The organism is Acinetobacter geminorum (assembly GCF_013009345.1).
GTDB classification, from domain to species: Bacteria; Pseudomonadota; Gammaproteobacteria; order Pseudomonadales; family Moraxellaceae; genus Acinetobacter; species Acinetobacter geminorum.
This window is the reverse complement of the sequence record NZ_JABELE010000001.1, coordinates 345976-361135: the sequence shown is the minus strand read 5'-3', so window position 1 is coordinate 361135 and position 15160 is coordinate 345976. Positions and strand designations below refer to the sequence as shown.

Below are 15160 nucleotides of genomic sequence, written 5' to 3'. Positions count from 1 at the left end.
AATCAATCAATGAAAATTATTTCGATTAATCAATCAGTAAAAATCCACACAAGTTGTTCTTCAATTCTCTTAATGATCTTCTTACTGGTTCGTCACCAGCAAGCTAGGTCGGCTATATTACTCTTAATCTCTTAAAAGTCAACAGGTAATTTCGATATTTTTAAAACTTATCTCTCAAACCAACTTACCATCAAATTCACTGCTCAAAGCAACTAACTCAATCACAAGTAACTGTTTTTCAACAAGTTTCTATCTGCATCACCGCCGATGGATGTGCATTATAGACCATTACATTCCCTTTGCAACCCTTTTTTTAAATCAATATCATTAACTGGATACTTTTTATGCTTTTTAGCATTTTATCTATATTATTTGATCAATTTTACATTGATAATAGGTTATCAATTTTGTATTAAAACATATCTCCACCCAACTGCACATTTAAGTATTAGCCTGGCTGGCGGTTAAGGAATTATATGAATTATTCTAATTTAATTTTACTAAGCGTATTATCTGTAGGTGTTTGCACCTCTCTATATGCTCAAGAAAATACTATAAGTGAATCTTCTGATGCTAGCTCACTAGAAGAAACAGCACCGACTCATACGCGCTCACAAATTATTAAAGATTTAAAAAATATTAAAGTTAAAGATTTAAAAGTTAATGCGAATGCGGCACAACCAGATCCTGTAAAAGACCCATTACAATCATTAAATCGTCCAATTTACTCATTTAATGACATGTTGGACCGAAATTTTTTACGCCCAGTTGCTGTGCAATATAGAGAAAAGACTCCAGAAGATGTACGTGGTTCTTATCGTCAGTTCCGTAAAAATCTTGGAGAACCTTGGAATGCTGTTAACCAGCTTATTCAAGGCCGTCCTGGTCGTGCGGCAAAAACCCTAGGTCGATTTACAATTAATACGTTAACAACTCTTGGTTTAGCTGACCCTGCCAGCCGTTTAGGTTTACCAACTGAGGAAGAGAATTTTGGTGTAACTCTCGGTTACTATGGTGTTCCTTCTGGCCCATTCCTGATGTTGCCTTTTTTCGGTCCAAGTACCTTACGTGATGGTTTTGGTTTAGCAGTAGACGCCCAAGCACGCCCACAGAAATATGTTATGGATGATCAAGATGGTCTTTATTGGTCAAGTAATATGTTACAAGCGGTTGATACGCGCGCTCAATATCTGGATCTCGATCAGACCTTACAAGGTGATCAATACGCCATGATTCGAGATTTATATCTCCAACGTAAAGCATTCCAAATTGCAGAGAAAAAGGGTGACTCAGCTGATGTATCTTTCATTGATGATGACTCAGAAGATGCACCAGATGAGAATCAAAACCCTTAAAAGATGAAATCAAGGTATTGCTCGGATTAAGAGTTCGGCAATACCTTGATTTTGATCATACATACTCTATGATGAATAAAGTGATCATATAAAAGGACTACCATCTCTTCTATGTATTTTATTAAACCGACACGCTCTATCCCTTATTTAGAGCAAGCTTTGGATAAACTGCCAGGCTTACAAGTCATTAACATAGATGATTTAGATTTATATGATCCAACCATCATTGCAATAGCAGATGTACAAGATTTCCTTACATATAAATGGAATTTACCAACGATTGTCATTGCTTTTGAACATGAAGGTAGCGCTTTAGCTCAAGCTTGGGAAGCGGGTGCTCTTGCAGGTTGGGTATGGAATCAACTACCTAACGATTTAAATAAAGCATTATCAAGAATTGATGCTCAATATAAACGCAACCAAGATAGTCGTGATTTACCTTCAGCTGCTGAACTACAAAAAAGACTATTGCCTAATCCAATTGATCTATTAAATTATCAAGTCGAAACTTTTTTTCAGCCTTCAGCTTATCTTTCTGGTGATTGGTATGACTATTGGAAATTAAACGATAAGGAAGTTTTATTCTATCTTGCCGATGTTTCAGGACATGGCGTAACTAGCAGCTTATTAACATCTTGGATGGCAGCTTTCCATGGCCGCTCTAAAACACCAAGACAATTAATAAAAAAATTAAATGGAATGTTGGTTCAAGAAAATATTGAAAAACATATTACAATTGTAGTTGGTATTTTAAACCTTGAAACACATACGCTTCGCTGGTCAAGTGCTGGACACTACCCTCCTCCTATCATTTTTGAACCTAATCAAGCTCCCAAAATTCTAACAACAAGTAGCTTCCCATTAGGCTTGACTGATGAACTCGAAGTTGAAGAGCATGTTTGTACATTAAATCACCAAGCACGCTTCATTGTTTGCTCAGATGGAGCCCTTGAACCTTTTGATGGTGGGTTAAATGATCAGTTCCAACAATTGGTTCATCATTTGCAAAATCAATCATTCCAAGCACCCGATCATGTGGCTGATGACATTGCCATCTTCAGTCTCTGTCGAATGAATTAATTTACGAATCAATTAATTACATAATATACGACTTAAGCACTCTTGAGTCTGCGATGGCACTATGTGATAATTTTTCTATCCTTCTCTGAAAATGGCATTTATATGTCAACAGGTCATGTTGAATATGCAAGTTTAAATGGAACGCATATTTTCAAACTTATTGGTGAAGTGCGAGCCCATTCTTGTATAAGTCTAGACAAACTTTTAAACAGAATTGAACAGCAAGAGAATGTTGTTGGTGCAATCGTTGATTTAACCCAAACAACATTTATTGATAGTACGGTCTTAGGCATCCTGGCTAAGCTAGGTTTAAAGCTTAAACAAACTCATCATATTCAAGCTGTGATGCTATCTACCAATCCAGATATCACAACCTTAGCCAACAGTATGGGGCTAGGGCAGGTTTTTGTCATTTTGAATTATTGTGGCGATCCTAACGTTTGCACATTAACGTTAACTGATGAACAGATCACCCATAATGCAATGCTAAGAACAGTTCTGGATGCACATAAGACATTGATGAAACTAAATGCAAACAACCAGAATATGTTTGAGCCACTTGTGAAGCAGTTACAGAAAGAACAAGATACGCTTGAACAGGTATCAGATAAGCAAAATGCCTGACTTTAATATTAAGCCGGATTAGAATATGCCCCTTATTTCTGTTGCTCAAATGAACTCGCAAGATGATATTGAAAATAATTTTCAAGTCATTGAGTCGTTGATTCAACAAAGTAAGGCGCAAAATGCCAGCCTGATTGTTTTCCCTGAAAACTTTGTATGTTTTGCAGCAGGAAAACAACGCGAAACAGCTGAGCAATTTGAGTCTATTCAACAACGGCTTGAGAAACTAGCACATCAATATCAAATCTGGATTGTGGCCGGTACTTTACCATGCCCATTTCGTCCAGATGGATCTACCATTCAAGATGGTAGAGTCCGGACGGTTAGTCTTTGTATCAGCCCTGAGCGTACAGAAGCACGTTATGACAAGATTCATTTATTTGATGTACAAGTGGGTGATGCTATCGGTGGTTATCAAGAGTCTCGTTTCTTTGAACCTGGAACAGACGTAGTAGTCACATCTACCCCTTTTGGCAATATTGGCTTAATGGTATGTTATGACTTACGTTTTCCAGAGCTTGCTCTAACTCTGAGACAACAAGGCGCTCACATTCTTACTGCTCCTGCTGCATTTACTTATACAACTGGACAAATGCACTGGCAGCTTTTGCTACAAGCTCGGGCAATGGATAGCCAATGTTATGTTTTAGGCGCAGCACAACAGGGCTGGCATGGTGAAAAACGACAAACCTGGGGACACTCTGGGGCAACAGATAGTCGTGGCCAAATTTTAAGTATGATTGGATATGAAGGGAGTGGTTTAATCACTGTACCCTTTGATTTAACAGCACAAGAACTCGTCCGCTCTTCAATGCCTCTGATGACTCACCGTAAATTGGTTCATTATTAAAAGTTTAATTATTCATGTGGAAATACTTATTTAGCATTTTTTGCTTGGGGGCAAATATTCATTGTTATGCAGAGTTTGGTACAACAAACCATTTTGTTTCGCCTGCTGCACAGCTCAACTCAGATATTCTTCCAGCAACTCCTAAAAATATCCCCTTGCCCGCTTTTGGCCAAAGAATTATTGGCTGGGGTACGGGCGCAGAAGGTGCAAGACAACGTTTAGAAAATATTCAGCCAGCAGATGTTTCTGTGATTAAAAAACAAGGAACCACGCTTGAAATGATTACTGCATGGCAAGATTTTTATGAACAAGAGCAACAACGCAATGCAAATAATCCTACTGCGAAGTATCGTGCGCGTTTAATGAAAAAGATTGCAGATTTGTGGTAAACACTTTCATCTAGAATATTTTTATCTTATGGAATAATTGATGTAATTATTCCATTTTTTATATCCCTTAATTTACTTTATTCATAACCGATTCTTATGAAAATTTAAGAAACTGAATAGAACACGATATACTACAAAAGCAATATTAGTTTCTTTGAGGAAGATATGGACCAAGACTGTCAAAACTTAAAGCTTGAGAATCAATTATGTTTCCTCATTTATTCAACAAATTTAGCACTTAATCAACTCTACAGAAAACTTCTAGCACCTTTGGGCATTACCTATCCCCAATATTTAGTTATGTTAGTGTTGTGGGAGCAAGATGAAGTAACTGTTTCAGAAATTGGAGCTAAACTTTTTTTAGAATCATCTACCCTCACCCCTATCTTGAAAAAGTTAGAAGTCCTCCATTTGCTTCATCGTACCCGTTCAACTCAAGATGAGAGACAAGTGATTATTACACTGAGTGATGAAGGGAAAAAATTAAAAGATCAAGCAATCCATATTCCAGCAGGCGTATTAGAAGCAAGTTCATGTGATATGACAACACTACTAGGCCTTAAAGATCAACTTACTAAACTCCGTACAAACTTAGTCAAATAAACAGCAATTTTTTTAAAAAATATACTTGTCAAAATATTTAAGTCGTGTACGATATATTTGCATTCAATTTATTTTAGGAATAAAAACGATGTCATTAGAAAAAGTTGTTTATCGTGCAAAAGCTAAAGCAACCGGTGGTCGTGATGGCCGTGCGACTTCATCAGACGGCGTATTAGATGTACAACTTGGTGTACCTAAAGAAATGGGTGGCGCTGGTGGTGCTGTAACAAATCCAGAGCAGTTATTTGCAGCTGGTTATTCAGCATGCTTTTTAGGTGCTTTAAAATTCGTTGCAAACCGCGATAAATTTAACATTAGTAAAGATGCTTATGTAGAGGGTGAAGTAGGTATTGGACCAATTCCTACAGGTTTTAGCATCGAAGCGACTTTAAATGTTTACTTAGTGGGTATGGATCGTGAAGAAGCTGAAAAGTTAGTTGCAGCAGCTCATATTGTTTGCCCATATTCAAATGCAACTCGCAACAATATTGATGTAACCTTTAATATCGTGACTGAATAAGTTTTAATATTAAAAAAATGCCCGCATCAAATCGGGCATTTTTTTATCTTACATATTATGCTTCACTTGCCTCATTGGTTACACGAAGCACTTCTTCAAGTGTCGTTTTACCTGCAAGTACTTTGCGCAAACCATCATCACGAATAGAACCTGAATACTCACGAGCATGATTTTCTAATTCATATTCAGCTGCGTTACCATGAATTAGACGGCGCATAGGTTCATCAACTGGTACGATTTCATAAATCGCTGTACGTCCATTAAAACCTAAATGTGAACAATGATCACACCCTTTGGCTTCAGGTAACTGCAACAACGGTTCATTATGAATATGTTGAAAAACCTGTTTTTCAAAAGTATCAGCTTCACGCCATGTCATACAATGTGGACATAAAGTACGAACTAAGCGTTGAGCAATCACCCCAATTAAAGAGCTTGATAATAAGAAGGGCTCAATTCCCATATCTTTAAGTCGAGTAACCGCACCAATAGCGGTATTGGTATGTAGTGTTGATAAAACCAAATGACCTGTTAAAGATGCTTGAACTGCAATTTCAGCAGTTTCCAGATCACGAATCTCCCCCACCATCACCACATCAGGATCTTGGCGTAACATTGCTTTTAAAGCACGAGCAAATGTCATATCCACTTTGGTATTCACTTGAGTTTGACCAATGCCTTCGAGTTGATATTCGATTGGATCTTCAGCAGTTAAGATATTACGAGTATTGTCATTTAGATCAGACAAGGCTGCGTATAAGGTGGTCGTTTTCCCCGAACCTGTAGGCCCTGTGACCAAAATAATACCGTGGGGACGATGCACTAACTGAGTTAAACGCTCATAGTCATTAGCCATTAAGCCTAAATGAGTCATATTGAGACGGCCCGCTTGTTTATCAAGCAAACGCATAACGACCCTTTCACCATGTGACGATGGCAAAGTTGAAACACGCACATCCACTTCACGGCCAGCAAGACGTAAAGAAATACGTCCATCTTGTGGTATACGTTTTTCAGCAATATCAAGCTTCGCCATAACTTTAATGCGCGAGACTAATAACGGCGCTAACTCACGGCGTGGTTGTACAATCTCACGTAATTGTCCATCTACACGTAATCGTACAGATAGTTTCTTTTCAAAAGCTTCAATATGAATATCAGAAGCTCCAACTCGAATTGCTTCAGAGAGAAGTGCATTGATCAGACGAACAATAGGTGCGTCATCTTCCTGGTCCATCAAATCTTCTGTTTCAGGAACCTGATCAGCCAAACTCAATAAATCCGGATGATCTTCTAAACCAGCTGCAACTTGTTGTGATTCTCCTGTATCACCTGCGTAACTCGTACTTAAGAGCGTATTAAATTCTTGTTCAGTACATAATTGATAATGAGCTGGCTTACCCAAGATGCGTCTTGCTTCCTGTAATGCAATTTTTTCAGTGTTTTGACGTCTAATAATAAATACCTGATCACCGTCATAACGAAATAAAACACCATGACGCTTGGCAAAACTATATGGAACTTGTATTTGTTTCAATATTTGCATCACAATTTATAATGATGAGTAAGATGATTTTGAGTGTACTCTAAGCAGATTACAGCGTGAAGTCTGTTTAACAACTCGGTAGAGGAATTTTGCGTCTTGTTTGAAAATAATGAATATCAGCCTCACCCCCAGAATTCTTTAAAATGGTGGGGTGAACAGCACTTTGAAATTAACCAGTCCAAAGCATGGCAATTCGGTTCAATGCTCTTTCGTTTAACGCGTGGCATAAAGGAATGGCGCATCGAATATTATCGTCCCTCTCTTCAGGATGATAATGAGCAAGATTGGCATTCAATTGCAGATCCACATTTCGCCTTTCCACATAATGTTCAAGTAGAACGTTATATGTTTCGAAAGACCAATCCAGAATTTTTACTGATGCCACGTCTGGCAGACCGCTCTGTGGTCATTAAGCCGATTGATCCTATTTATATTCCAGCAGGTCAACGTGGGACTCTATATATAAGTACACCATTATGGATTGCTGGTTTAGTCGAAAGCCAGCATGAGCCTTTGTTTGAAATTCCTGTAATTCAACCTAAAGACACATGGTTTGGTCCTAATGCACAGCAAGGTGAAATCTGTTATGCCACTTCCGTGGATGGTCGTACTGATTTGAATCTATTAACACCACGCGCTTTCCGTGCTGTAACTCCAATCGACTTTCACAACACCAGTAATCATCAATTACGCTTTGATCGCATGAATGTACCAGTTACCGCGCTTCCTCTTTTTTATAGTGAAAGTACTGGTCGTTTATGGACTTCTCAAATTAAAGTTTATTATGAGGGTTCTGATCGTCCGGCACGCATTCGTATTGAAAACCGTACGCCACCTCTTGCTGGTGAAGTGACCTATGTTCACCCACCGCGTTCACCTGGTGGAGCACTATTTAATATGTTTGATTCATTCTTTTAAGAGGTTTATATGGCTGATTCAAATATTCCTAAAGATATCGCTGATAGCCTCAAAAGTATATTTACCAATATCAATACCGAGCGTATTAGTGAAATTTTAGTCGCTGTTGTGCTGTGTTTTATTGGCTTTGTTCTTGCTCGTATTATTTCGAATACGTTTATTAGAACCATTGGCTCACGTTTTAATGCTCATCAACGCCTTGTATGGCGCCGCGGTATTTTTTATTTTATTTTCTTACTTTTCATTATGACGAGTTTGAAAGAAGCTGGGTTCAAACTTAGTGTATTCCTCGGTGCAGCAGGTATTTTAACTGTAGCACTCGGTTTTGCATCGCAAACATCTGCCAGCAACTTGATTAGTGGTTTATTTTTGATTGGTGAAGGTTCATTTGAAGTCGGCGATACCATTCAAATTACCCTCATTCGTGGCAATACTATTGAAGGCGAAGTGATCTCAATCGACTTACTCTCCGTGAAATTACTTACACTCGACAATGTTTATATTCGTTTGCCGAATGAACAACTTATTCGTGCGCCTGTACACAACTTATCTAAATATCCGATACGGCGTATTCCAATTACACTCGCAATTAACTTCCATGAAGACATCATAAAAGTTCGCGAAGTTCTACTTAATGTAGCAGCACATTATCCACTCGTATTGGATGATCCGAAACCTGCAGTTACGGTTACGGCCTTTCGTGAATCATCAATTGAGCTTTTATTTGCAATATGGTGTCGACAAGAGAACTCTTTAAAAGTACGTGATGAAATGCAAGAAAGAATCAGAAATGGATTTTTAGATAACCGAATTGAAATTCCTGTTCCTAAAATGGGCTTGATTGATCGACCATCTACTGGTTTTCCTGACGATGATATCGATCAATACAGTAATCAAAAAGAATTAAAACGAGAGCCTAAAGCTTAGGCTCTTGATTCTTCTGTGCGGTAGATGACGGGGGTAATGGCGCAAGATAAGCAATAATTAACATTACTCCACCTGCTCCAATAAACGAAATGACCCGAGTTAATGTCGCACTTTGCGATAGATCAAGCAGAATCAGCTTTAATACCACGATTCCTAAAAGTGCAGCACCTACAAACCATAATTGACGAATCATTTTACGACTTGAGAATGTAGTTAATATAAATGCCAAAATAACCCAAAGTAATGTCAAACTTAACTGCACTACACCATTTGTCCAAATTGAAACGCTCCAGAGTGGCGTTGCCCAGTAATAGTGCAAGCCCCTAACAACCACACTACTGAACACTAATAAACCACCTAAAATTGTTATAATTTTAAAAGTCCACTCTAGTGATTTATCTTGATCAAAAGCATGTTGATAAATAATAAAGAGCAGTCCTGCAAATACCGCAATTGAAAGGAAATCCGTTAAGTTAAATAAGGGAACAAAATAAAGGTACTCAGCGGAGTGGCGATCAACGCTCACAACTAACAACCAAATTAAGTTTAAACACCAAACAGGAATTTGATGCAATAGTGTCGTTTTATGAGCCTTATACGCCCAAAGCGAATAAACCACAGGGATAAAAGCCAGAGCAACAACTGGCATTTGTGGAAAGATCGCCAAACCAACTACTGCTAACACCAACCAGTTTAAACCAGCCCAGATGTTTAAGTATCCAGACTGACTCGACTGCGGTTGAGCCATAAGAAATAAGCTGCCAAGAATAATGGTAGCGACTAAGAAAGTAGTTTGTTGTAATGAGTCTACCCATTTAAACAACGTAAACACTTGACTCGCAAACGCATCACCCAAAACTAACAACAGTAACAGGCTAATTAAAATTAACTGCAAACTTTGCCATTGCACACGAAGTTTATAGTGAACAACTGCACTAAATATTGCTATTAGAACTACGGCGAACATCAAATATGGGCTCAAAGCATGATGATGCCATGCCATTATTTCTACACCAGCTACAGCACCCGCATACATTCCTAAACACAAGAAAATGCCACTAAACATGCTTGCACTAAAATAGCGTTGCTCTTTACTGTTGTATTGCAATAAATAAAACGCAGAAATAAATTGGGCAATTGCATAGATGCTTGTGCTTAGCGTTGGGAACTCTTCATTTGCCCACACCTGATAAAACAGCGCAATAGAGCTGAGTAAAACTAAAACTACACCAATATATCGGCTTAAACGGTAACGCTCAGTTACTCCCCACACAATTAAAGCCGTACCTTGAGCAACCCAACCAATTGCTGTCCAATGTGCTCCTTTTGCAAGCGGGAAAATTAAGGCAAAAAATGCAACTGCGAGAATGAAAAAGCTTTTTGCAAGAACTGAAAGCTGAGGATGAGTTTTCTTAATCCAGAAAGTTAATACTGCATAGGTGCCCGCCAAGACAGCTGCACCAATCGTCAATGCTTGTGTAGACTCATGTACCAAGTAAGCATGGAGGGTAAAGCCCAGTACTGGCACACTAAAAATAAGTCCCACATCTAAGAGTGGTGGTAAACGAATCCCTTCGCGTTTTTCATGTGCTGACTTCCGAGATATATTTTGGCTATAACGAACACTTAACCAAATAAACAGCGCGATATGGCACCACAAAATCCAGTCTAATGTATTAAATTTTGCGGGTTCTCCATAAAATGCAATTGCACTACCACCTATAAACATTGTGGCAAAGAAAGCAATTTGATTTAAGATTTTCCAAGGCTGAATAAAATTAACCGCAGCAACTGCTAAGTTAATTACTAAGTAATAGCTAAATAGGAAGGTTACATCAGGGCGATATTGTGGAATAACTAAAGGAGCCGCATAAGCCATACCAAGTGCTAATATTGCCAAATAAATAGCTTGTTGTTTTAAGCTCAGGAATACCGTAATAGCTAATAAAATCGTAAACAGAATACTCGCTGTAGTTAGGTTGGGAATTACACCAAAATGATGTGAGAACACAAGTGTCAGGAATACAACAGCCAGCCCGACACCTTGCAATGCCACAGCAAAAAGCTGATTTTTCTTTTGCAATGTATACCCAAATGCCGTTAACACACCTCCAGCAATCGCAATAAATCCAAGTTTCACACCTAAACTAAGTTGCCAATGCTCACTTGCAAAACGTAATAGCAACACCACCCCAACCATAAGCACAGCAACAGCAACTCTTAAGATTGGATTGCCATGAATCATCCAATCCACGGCTGGTTGCCACCATGCGGTTTGTACATGGGCTGGTTGTTCTGTTTGATTTAAAGGTGTCATTCTAGCTGGGACTAGCGTGTCCGTATTACTGGAACTAACTTGTTCTATTACAGGATTTATAACTTCTGTTTGTATGGTCTCATTTACATGAACAGTTTGTTTTGCTGACTCGAGGTATAATAGTCGAGTATGAAATGCACTGATGGTTTGAATCAAACATAGTAATAAAACCAGTAAAGCCCCACCAGCAATCCACATCCAATGATTGATATAAGCAACTAATGCAACCAATGCTGCTGCATAAATCACTGTTCTTTGCATGTGAATAGAATAAAGTGGCGTTTTCTGCTGAGAAAACTGCTGTTCTAAATGAGTTAAACGCTCATGTAGATTTGACAGTAATTGAACTAGAATGACAGTAAGTGCAATAGATAAAGCAACAACAGCACTCTGAAATTTAAAACCAATTGAAATGGCTAAAAACAAAGTCAAAGCGATCAAAACAATGATCATTCCCTGTTTGTCTTTTTTATACATGGGCTTAGCAATATGACACCTTCATTACAGGTCATATTACTTCAAGCCAATACAAGCGTATATTTATACATACAAAATACTGCAAAAATCATAAACCTGCATTCATGGCCGTTTTCACGTAAAATACCCGTAATTCAGATTAAGGAATTGTTCAATGCCACCATTTGTCTTGGTTGATGGGTCCTATTTTTTATTTCGTGCATATCATGCATTACCACCATTGACGACCTCTACAGGGTTACATACCAATGCAATACGTGGGGCAATTTCTGCCATTCAAAAATTAATGCGCCGTATGCAGCCAACACATATGGCTGTCATTTTTGATACGCCTGAGCCAACTTTCCGCCACAAGCTTTCACCTATTTATAAAGGTGATCGCCCGACCATGCCGGAAGAGTTATCTCAACAGATTCCATATTTGCATGCATTGATTAAAGCTCAGGGGATTCCTTTATATAGTCTTCCGGGTGCAGAAGCAGATGACATTATCGGTACGCTCGCTAAACGTGCTGTACTCGAAGGCCATCATGTACTTATCTCAACCGGCGATAAAGACATGGCTCAGCTCGTCAATGATCATGTAAAACTTGAAGATAGCTTTAAAGATCGCGTAATGGATACCGATGGGGTATTTGAAAAATTTGGTGTTTGGCCAAATCAAATTATCGATTACTTAACCCTTATGGGCGATGCGTCTGATGGCATCATGGGTGTACCTGGCATAGGTGCAAAAACAGCAGCTAAGTTACTAACTGAATATGGCACTTTAGACAATATTATTGCCAATGCAGACCAACTTAAAGGCAAACTTAGCCAAAATATTAAAGATAACTTAGACAATATTAAGCTTGATCACCAGTTAGCGAGTATCGTCTGTGATCTTCCTTTAGAGCTCGATTGGCATGAGTTAAAGCTTACTGATCCAAATGTTGAAGCTCTACGTAATCTTTATACTGAGCTTGAGTTTAGAAACCAATTACAGTCGCTTGATCACCCAAACAATCCAAATAGCTCAAGCTATAAACAACAAGCTTCACAAACTGTTGTTCAAAATGAAGTTAAACCTGCTGAATCTATAGAAACCGAAGACCAAGCAAGCTTAACTAGTCAAGATGACCAGCTTGGAACTGCAAATTATCACACTGTTTTAACCCAAGAAGCATGGGATCAGCTCTTGCAACGCATGCAAAATGCCGATCATTTTGCCATTGATACAGAAACTACAAGCCTTGATTACCGTATTGCCGAAATGGTTGGTTTTTCAATCGCCTTTGATGCACAAGACGCTTATTATGTGCCTTTAGCGCATAATTATGAAAATGCGCCGCAGCAACTAGATCGTAATCAAATTCTGGCTCAAATTAAGCCTGTGCTAGAAAATGAAGCAGTTAAAAAAATTGGGCATCACCTTAAATATGATGCCCATATCTTTGCGAATCATGGCATAGAACTTAAAGGCTGGTATTTCGATAGCATGCTTGCATCTTATGTATTGAATGCAGCAGCCACTCGTCACGGCATGGATGACGTAGCTCGTGTCTACTTAAGCCACTTAACCACCACTTTTGAACAAATTGCTGGTAAGGGTGCTAAACAAAAGACTTTCAATCAAATTGAGATTGAAGTTGCTGCTCACTATGCTGCAGAAGATGCTCATGTGACTTATCGTTTATATGAAGTGCTTTCAAACAAACTTAAGCCATTTCCTGAGCTAGAAAATATTTTATATAACATCGAAATGCCAGTTGCCCGTATTTTATCGGGTATGGAAGAAGATGGTATTCGTCTAGATCATGCTTTCTTAGATAAATTAAGCGTTGAATTTGCAAAAACAATGGAAGGGCTTGAAAATCAGGCGATGGAAATTGCAGATGAAACTTTTAATATTGCATCTCCTAAACAAGTAGGTGAAATCCTATTTGATAAATTAGGAATTAAAGGCGGTAAAAAAACTGCAACTGGACAATACAGCACCAGTGAAAGTGTTTTAGAAAAAATTGAACATCCTTTAGCGGAAATTATTTTAGAACATCGCGGTTTAGCAAAGCTAAAAAGTACCTATACTGATCGTCTAGTTGAGCAATCTCATAACGACACGCATCGCGTACATACGAGCTATCACCAAGCACTGACAGCGACAGGCCGTCTCTCCTCTTCTGATCCTAACTTACAAAATATTCCAATTCGTAGACAAATTGGGCGTCAAATTCGTAAGGCATTCATTGCACCAGAAGGACGAGTTTTACTAGCAGCCGATTACTCACAAATTGAACTTCGTTTAATGGCTCATTTCTCTCAAGATGAAGCATTAGTACACGCATTCCAGCATGGACAAGACGTTCACCGTCGTACTGCTGCCGAAGTATTGGGTATTGCCATTGAAGATGTGACCAATGACCAACGCCGTCAAGCGAAAGCAGTTAACTTTGGTCTACTGTATGGTATGTCTGAGTTTGGTTTAATTCGTCAGTTAGGTTTCACACGTCAAGAATCACAGAACTATATCAAACAATACTTCCAGCGCTATCCTGGCATTTACGAATACATGCAACGTACCCGCCAAGTAGCATCGGAACAAGGTTTTGTTGAAACTATTTTAGGTCGTCGTCTTTATACACCAGATATTGATGCACGAAATGTAATGGTACGTAAGGCTGCCGAACGTGCTGCAATTAATGCACCGTTACAAGGTAGTGCCGCTGATATCATTAAACTTGCAATGATTGAAGTCGATAAAATCTTACCAAAAGATCAAGCCAAACTACTACTTCAAGTACACGATGAATTAGTGTTTGAAGCAGATCAAAACATTGCCGAAGAGCTCTCTAAGCAAATCGCGACTGTCATGGAATCTGTAGTAAAAATTTCTGTGCCTTTAGTTGTTGAAGTTGGGCAAGGGCAAAACTGGGATGATGCCCATTAATTAGTAGAAATAAAAAAAGGGCTGTATTAACAGCCCTTTTTTATTGCGTTAACTTAAAGTCCTGTTAAAAGAACTTTTGCAACTTCATTCATTAAGATCTCGGCAATATAAAGCGCTAAAAAGGCCAAAATTGGAGATAAGTCAATCATTCCCATATTAGGCAATAAACGACGGAATGGTGCGAGTAATGGTTCAGCTAAATCTTGAATCACTTCAATATAAGGTGAACGCGATTGAGTGAACATGACCACCCAACTCAAAATGATTGTTGCGAAAATTAAATAACGGCAGAAACGAATCAGGTCCTGAATCATGGTTACAAATGTCAGAATTAGTAAATGAATCGGACTATTTGGCATAGAGCCAGAAAGATACATCACACCGAAAATCTTCAGTAAATACAATGTAATTAAAAGAACCAACGCAGCCAAATTAAATCGGCCTTTTGCGACCGTCGGAAAAATTCGGCCAAAAATATCAACAATTTTAGTCGCCTTTACGGTCGATAAAACCACAGGATTATAAGGACTTACTGCCGCCAATTGCATTAAAAAACGGAAAAAGACCAATAAAATCGCGACATTAATTAAAATTCCAAAAATTAGCGCAGAATTTGCACCCATAGTTG

Annotated in this window: 13 protein-coding genes; 10 read left to right on the top strand and 3 right to left on the bottom strand. The window is 38.5% G+C overall.

Features of this window, described 5'->3' with window-relative positions; translation table 11 throughout:
- Positions 1–476: 476 nt before the first annotated feature.
- The 7 genes from HJG58_RS01680 to HJG58_RS01650 all read left to right on the top strand — a co-directional run bounded on the left by HJG58_RS01680 (position 477) and on the right by HJG58_RS01650 (position 5421).
- Positions 477–1355: an MlaA family lipoprotein gene (locus HJG58_RS01680; RefSeq protein ID WP_171545191.1), complete on the top strand. Its 879-nt coding sequence runs from the start codon at positions 477–479 to the stop codon at positions 1353–1355.
- A gap of 111 nt (positions 1356–1466) precedes the next feature.
- Positions 1467–2435, top strand: coding sequence for an RsbU family protein phosphatase GigA (gigA, locus tag HJG58_RS01675; protein WP_002117221.1), 969 nt, complete (start codon positions 1467–1469; stop codon positions 2433–2435).
- Positions 2436–2537: 102 nt separating this feature from the next.
- On the top strand, positions 2538–3059 hold the full coding sequence (gigB, locus tag HJG58_RS01670; RefSeq protein ID WP_002117273.1) for an anti-anti-sigma factor GigB: 522 nt from the start codon (positions 2538–2540) through the stop codon (positions 3057–3059).
- A 25-nt stretch (positions 3060–3084) separates the two neighbouring features.
- Entirely contained in the window at positions 3085–3909 is an 825-nt protein-coding gene (locus HJG58_RS01665) for a carbon-nitrogen hydrolase family protein (protein WP_170247695.1), read from the top strand.
- Positions 3910–3923: 14 nt separating this feature from the next.
- Positions 3924–4298, top strand: a complete 375-nt coding sequence (locus HJG58_RS01660; RefSeq protein ID WP_005804300.1) for a DUF4951 domain-containing protein — start codon at positions 3924–3926, stop codon at positions 4296–4298.
- 165 nt (positions 4299–4463) lie between these two features.
- A complete protein-coding gene (locus HJG58_RS01655) occupies positions 4464–4901 on the top strand; it encodes a MarR family winged helix-turn-helix transcriptional regulator (protein WP_170247694.1) in 438 nt (145 codons plus the stop codon).
- 88 nt (positions 4902–4989) lie between these two features.
- Positions 4990–5421: an organic hydroperoxide resistance protein gene (locus HJG58_RS01650; RefSeq protein ID WP_005066315.1), complete on the top strand. Its 432-nt coding sequence runs from the start codon at positions 4990–4992 to the stop codon at positions 5419–5421.
- A 55-nt stretch (positions 5422–5476) separates the two neighbouring features.
- On the opposite strand, the gene gspE is transcribed toward HJG58_RS01650, so the two are convergent.
- Positions 5477–6967 carry a type II secretion system ATPase GspE gene (gene gspE / locus HJG58_RS01645; RefSeq protein ID WP_170247693.1) on the bottom strand — a complete coding sequence of 497 codons (1491 nt, stop codon included), beginning with the start codon at positions 6965–6967 and terminating at the stop codon, positions 5477–5479.
- 96 nt (positions 6968–7063) lie between these two features.
- On the opposite strand from gspE, the gene HJG58_RS01640 reads away from it, so the two are divergent.
- Entirely contained in the window at positions 7064–7885 is an 822-nt protein-coding gene (locus tag HJG58_RS01640) for a hypothetical protein (protein WP_170247692.1), read from the top strand.
- Between the two features lie 9 nt (positions 7886–7894).
- A complete protein-coding gene (locus HJG58_RS01635) occupies positions 7895–8812 on the top strand; it encodes a mechanosensitive ion channel family protein (RefSeq protein WP_170247691.1) in 918 nt (305 codons plus the stop codon).
- Here HJG58_RS01635 and HJG58_RS01630 read toward each other — a convergent pair.
- Entirely contained in the window at positions 8802–11606 is a 2805-nt protein-coding gene (locus tag HJG58_RS01630; protein ID WP_170247690.1) for a DUF2339 domain-containing protein, read from the bottom strand. The two genes, HJG58_RS01635 and HJG58_RS01630, sit on opposite strands and share 11 nt — an antisense overlap.
- Positions 11607–11760: 154 nt before the next feature.
- Here HJG58_RS01630 and polA point away from each other — a divergent pair, with 154 nt between their 5' ends.
- Positions 11761–14532, top strand: a complete 2772-nt coding sequence (polA, locus tag HJG58_RS01625) for a DNA polymerase I (protein ID WP_170247689.1) — start codon at positions 11761–11763, stop codon at positions 14530–14532.
- 53 nt (positions 14533–14585) lie between these two features.
- Here the strand turns inward: polA and HJG58_RS01620 are convergent, their stop codons facing one another.
- Entirely contained in the window at positions 14586–15155 is a 570-nt protein-coding gene (locus HJG58_RS01620) for a YggT family protein (protein WP_003655065.1), read from the bottom strand.
- Between the last annotated feature and the right edge of the window lie 5 nt (positions 15156–15160).

Excerpts from the sequence above, each read along its gene's own strand:
- HJG58_RS01680 (WP_171545191.1), top strand. The coding sequence starts at position 477 with ATGAATTATTCTAATTTAATTTTACTAAGCGTATTATCTGTAGGTGTT.
- gigA (WP_002117221.1), top strand. The coding sequence starts at position 1,467 with ATGTATTTTATTAAACCGACACGCTCTATCCCTTATTTAGAGCAAGCT.
- gigB (WP_002117273.1), top strand. The coding sequence starts at position 2,538 with ATGTCAACAGGTCATGTTGAATATGCAAGTTTAAATGGAACGCATATT.
- HJG58_RS01665 (WP_170247695.1), top strand. The coding sequence starts at position 3,085 with ATGCCCCTTATTTCTGTTGCTCAAATGAACTCGCAAGATGATATTGAA.
- HJG58_RS01660 (WP_005804300.1), top strand. The coding sequence starts at position 3,924 with ATGTGGAAATACTTATTTAGCATTTTTTGCTTGGGGGCAAATATTCAT.
- HJG58_RS01655 (WP_170247694.1), top strand. The coding sequence starts at position 4,464 with ATGGACCAAGACTGTCAAAACTTAAAGCTTGAGAATCAATTATGTTTC.
- HJG58_RS01650 (WP_005066315.1), top strand. The coding sequence starts at position 4,990 with ATGTCATTAGAAAAAGTTGTTTATCGTGCAAAAGCTAAAGCAACCGGT.
- gspE (WP_170247693.1), bottom strand. The coding sequence starts at position 6,967 with ATGCAAATATTGAAACAAATACAAGTTCCATATAGTTTTGCCAAGCGT.
- HJG58_RS01635 (WP_170247691.1), top strand. The coding sequence starts at position 7,895 with ATGGCTGATTCAAATATTCCTAAAGATATCGCTGATAGCCTCAAAAGT.
- HJG58_RS01630 (WP_170247690.1), bottom strand. The coding sequence starts at position 11,606 with ATGTATAAAAAAGACAAACAGGGAATGATCATTGTTTTGATCGCTTTG.
- polA (WP_170247689.1), top strand. The coding sequence starts at position 11,761 with ATGCCACCATTTGTCTTGGTTGATGGGTCCTATTTTTTATTTCGTGCA.
- HJG58_RS01620 (WP_003655065.1), bottom strand. The coding sequence starts at position 15,155 with ATGGGTGCAAATTCTGCGCTAATTTTTGGAATTTTAATTAATGTCGCG.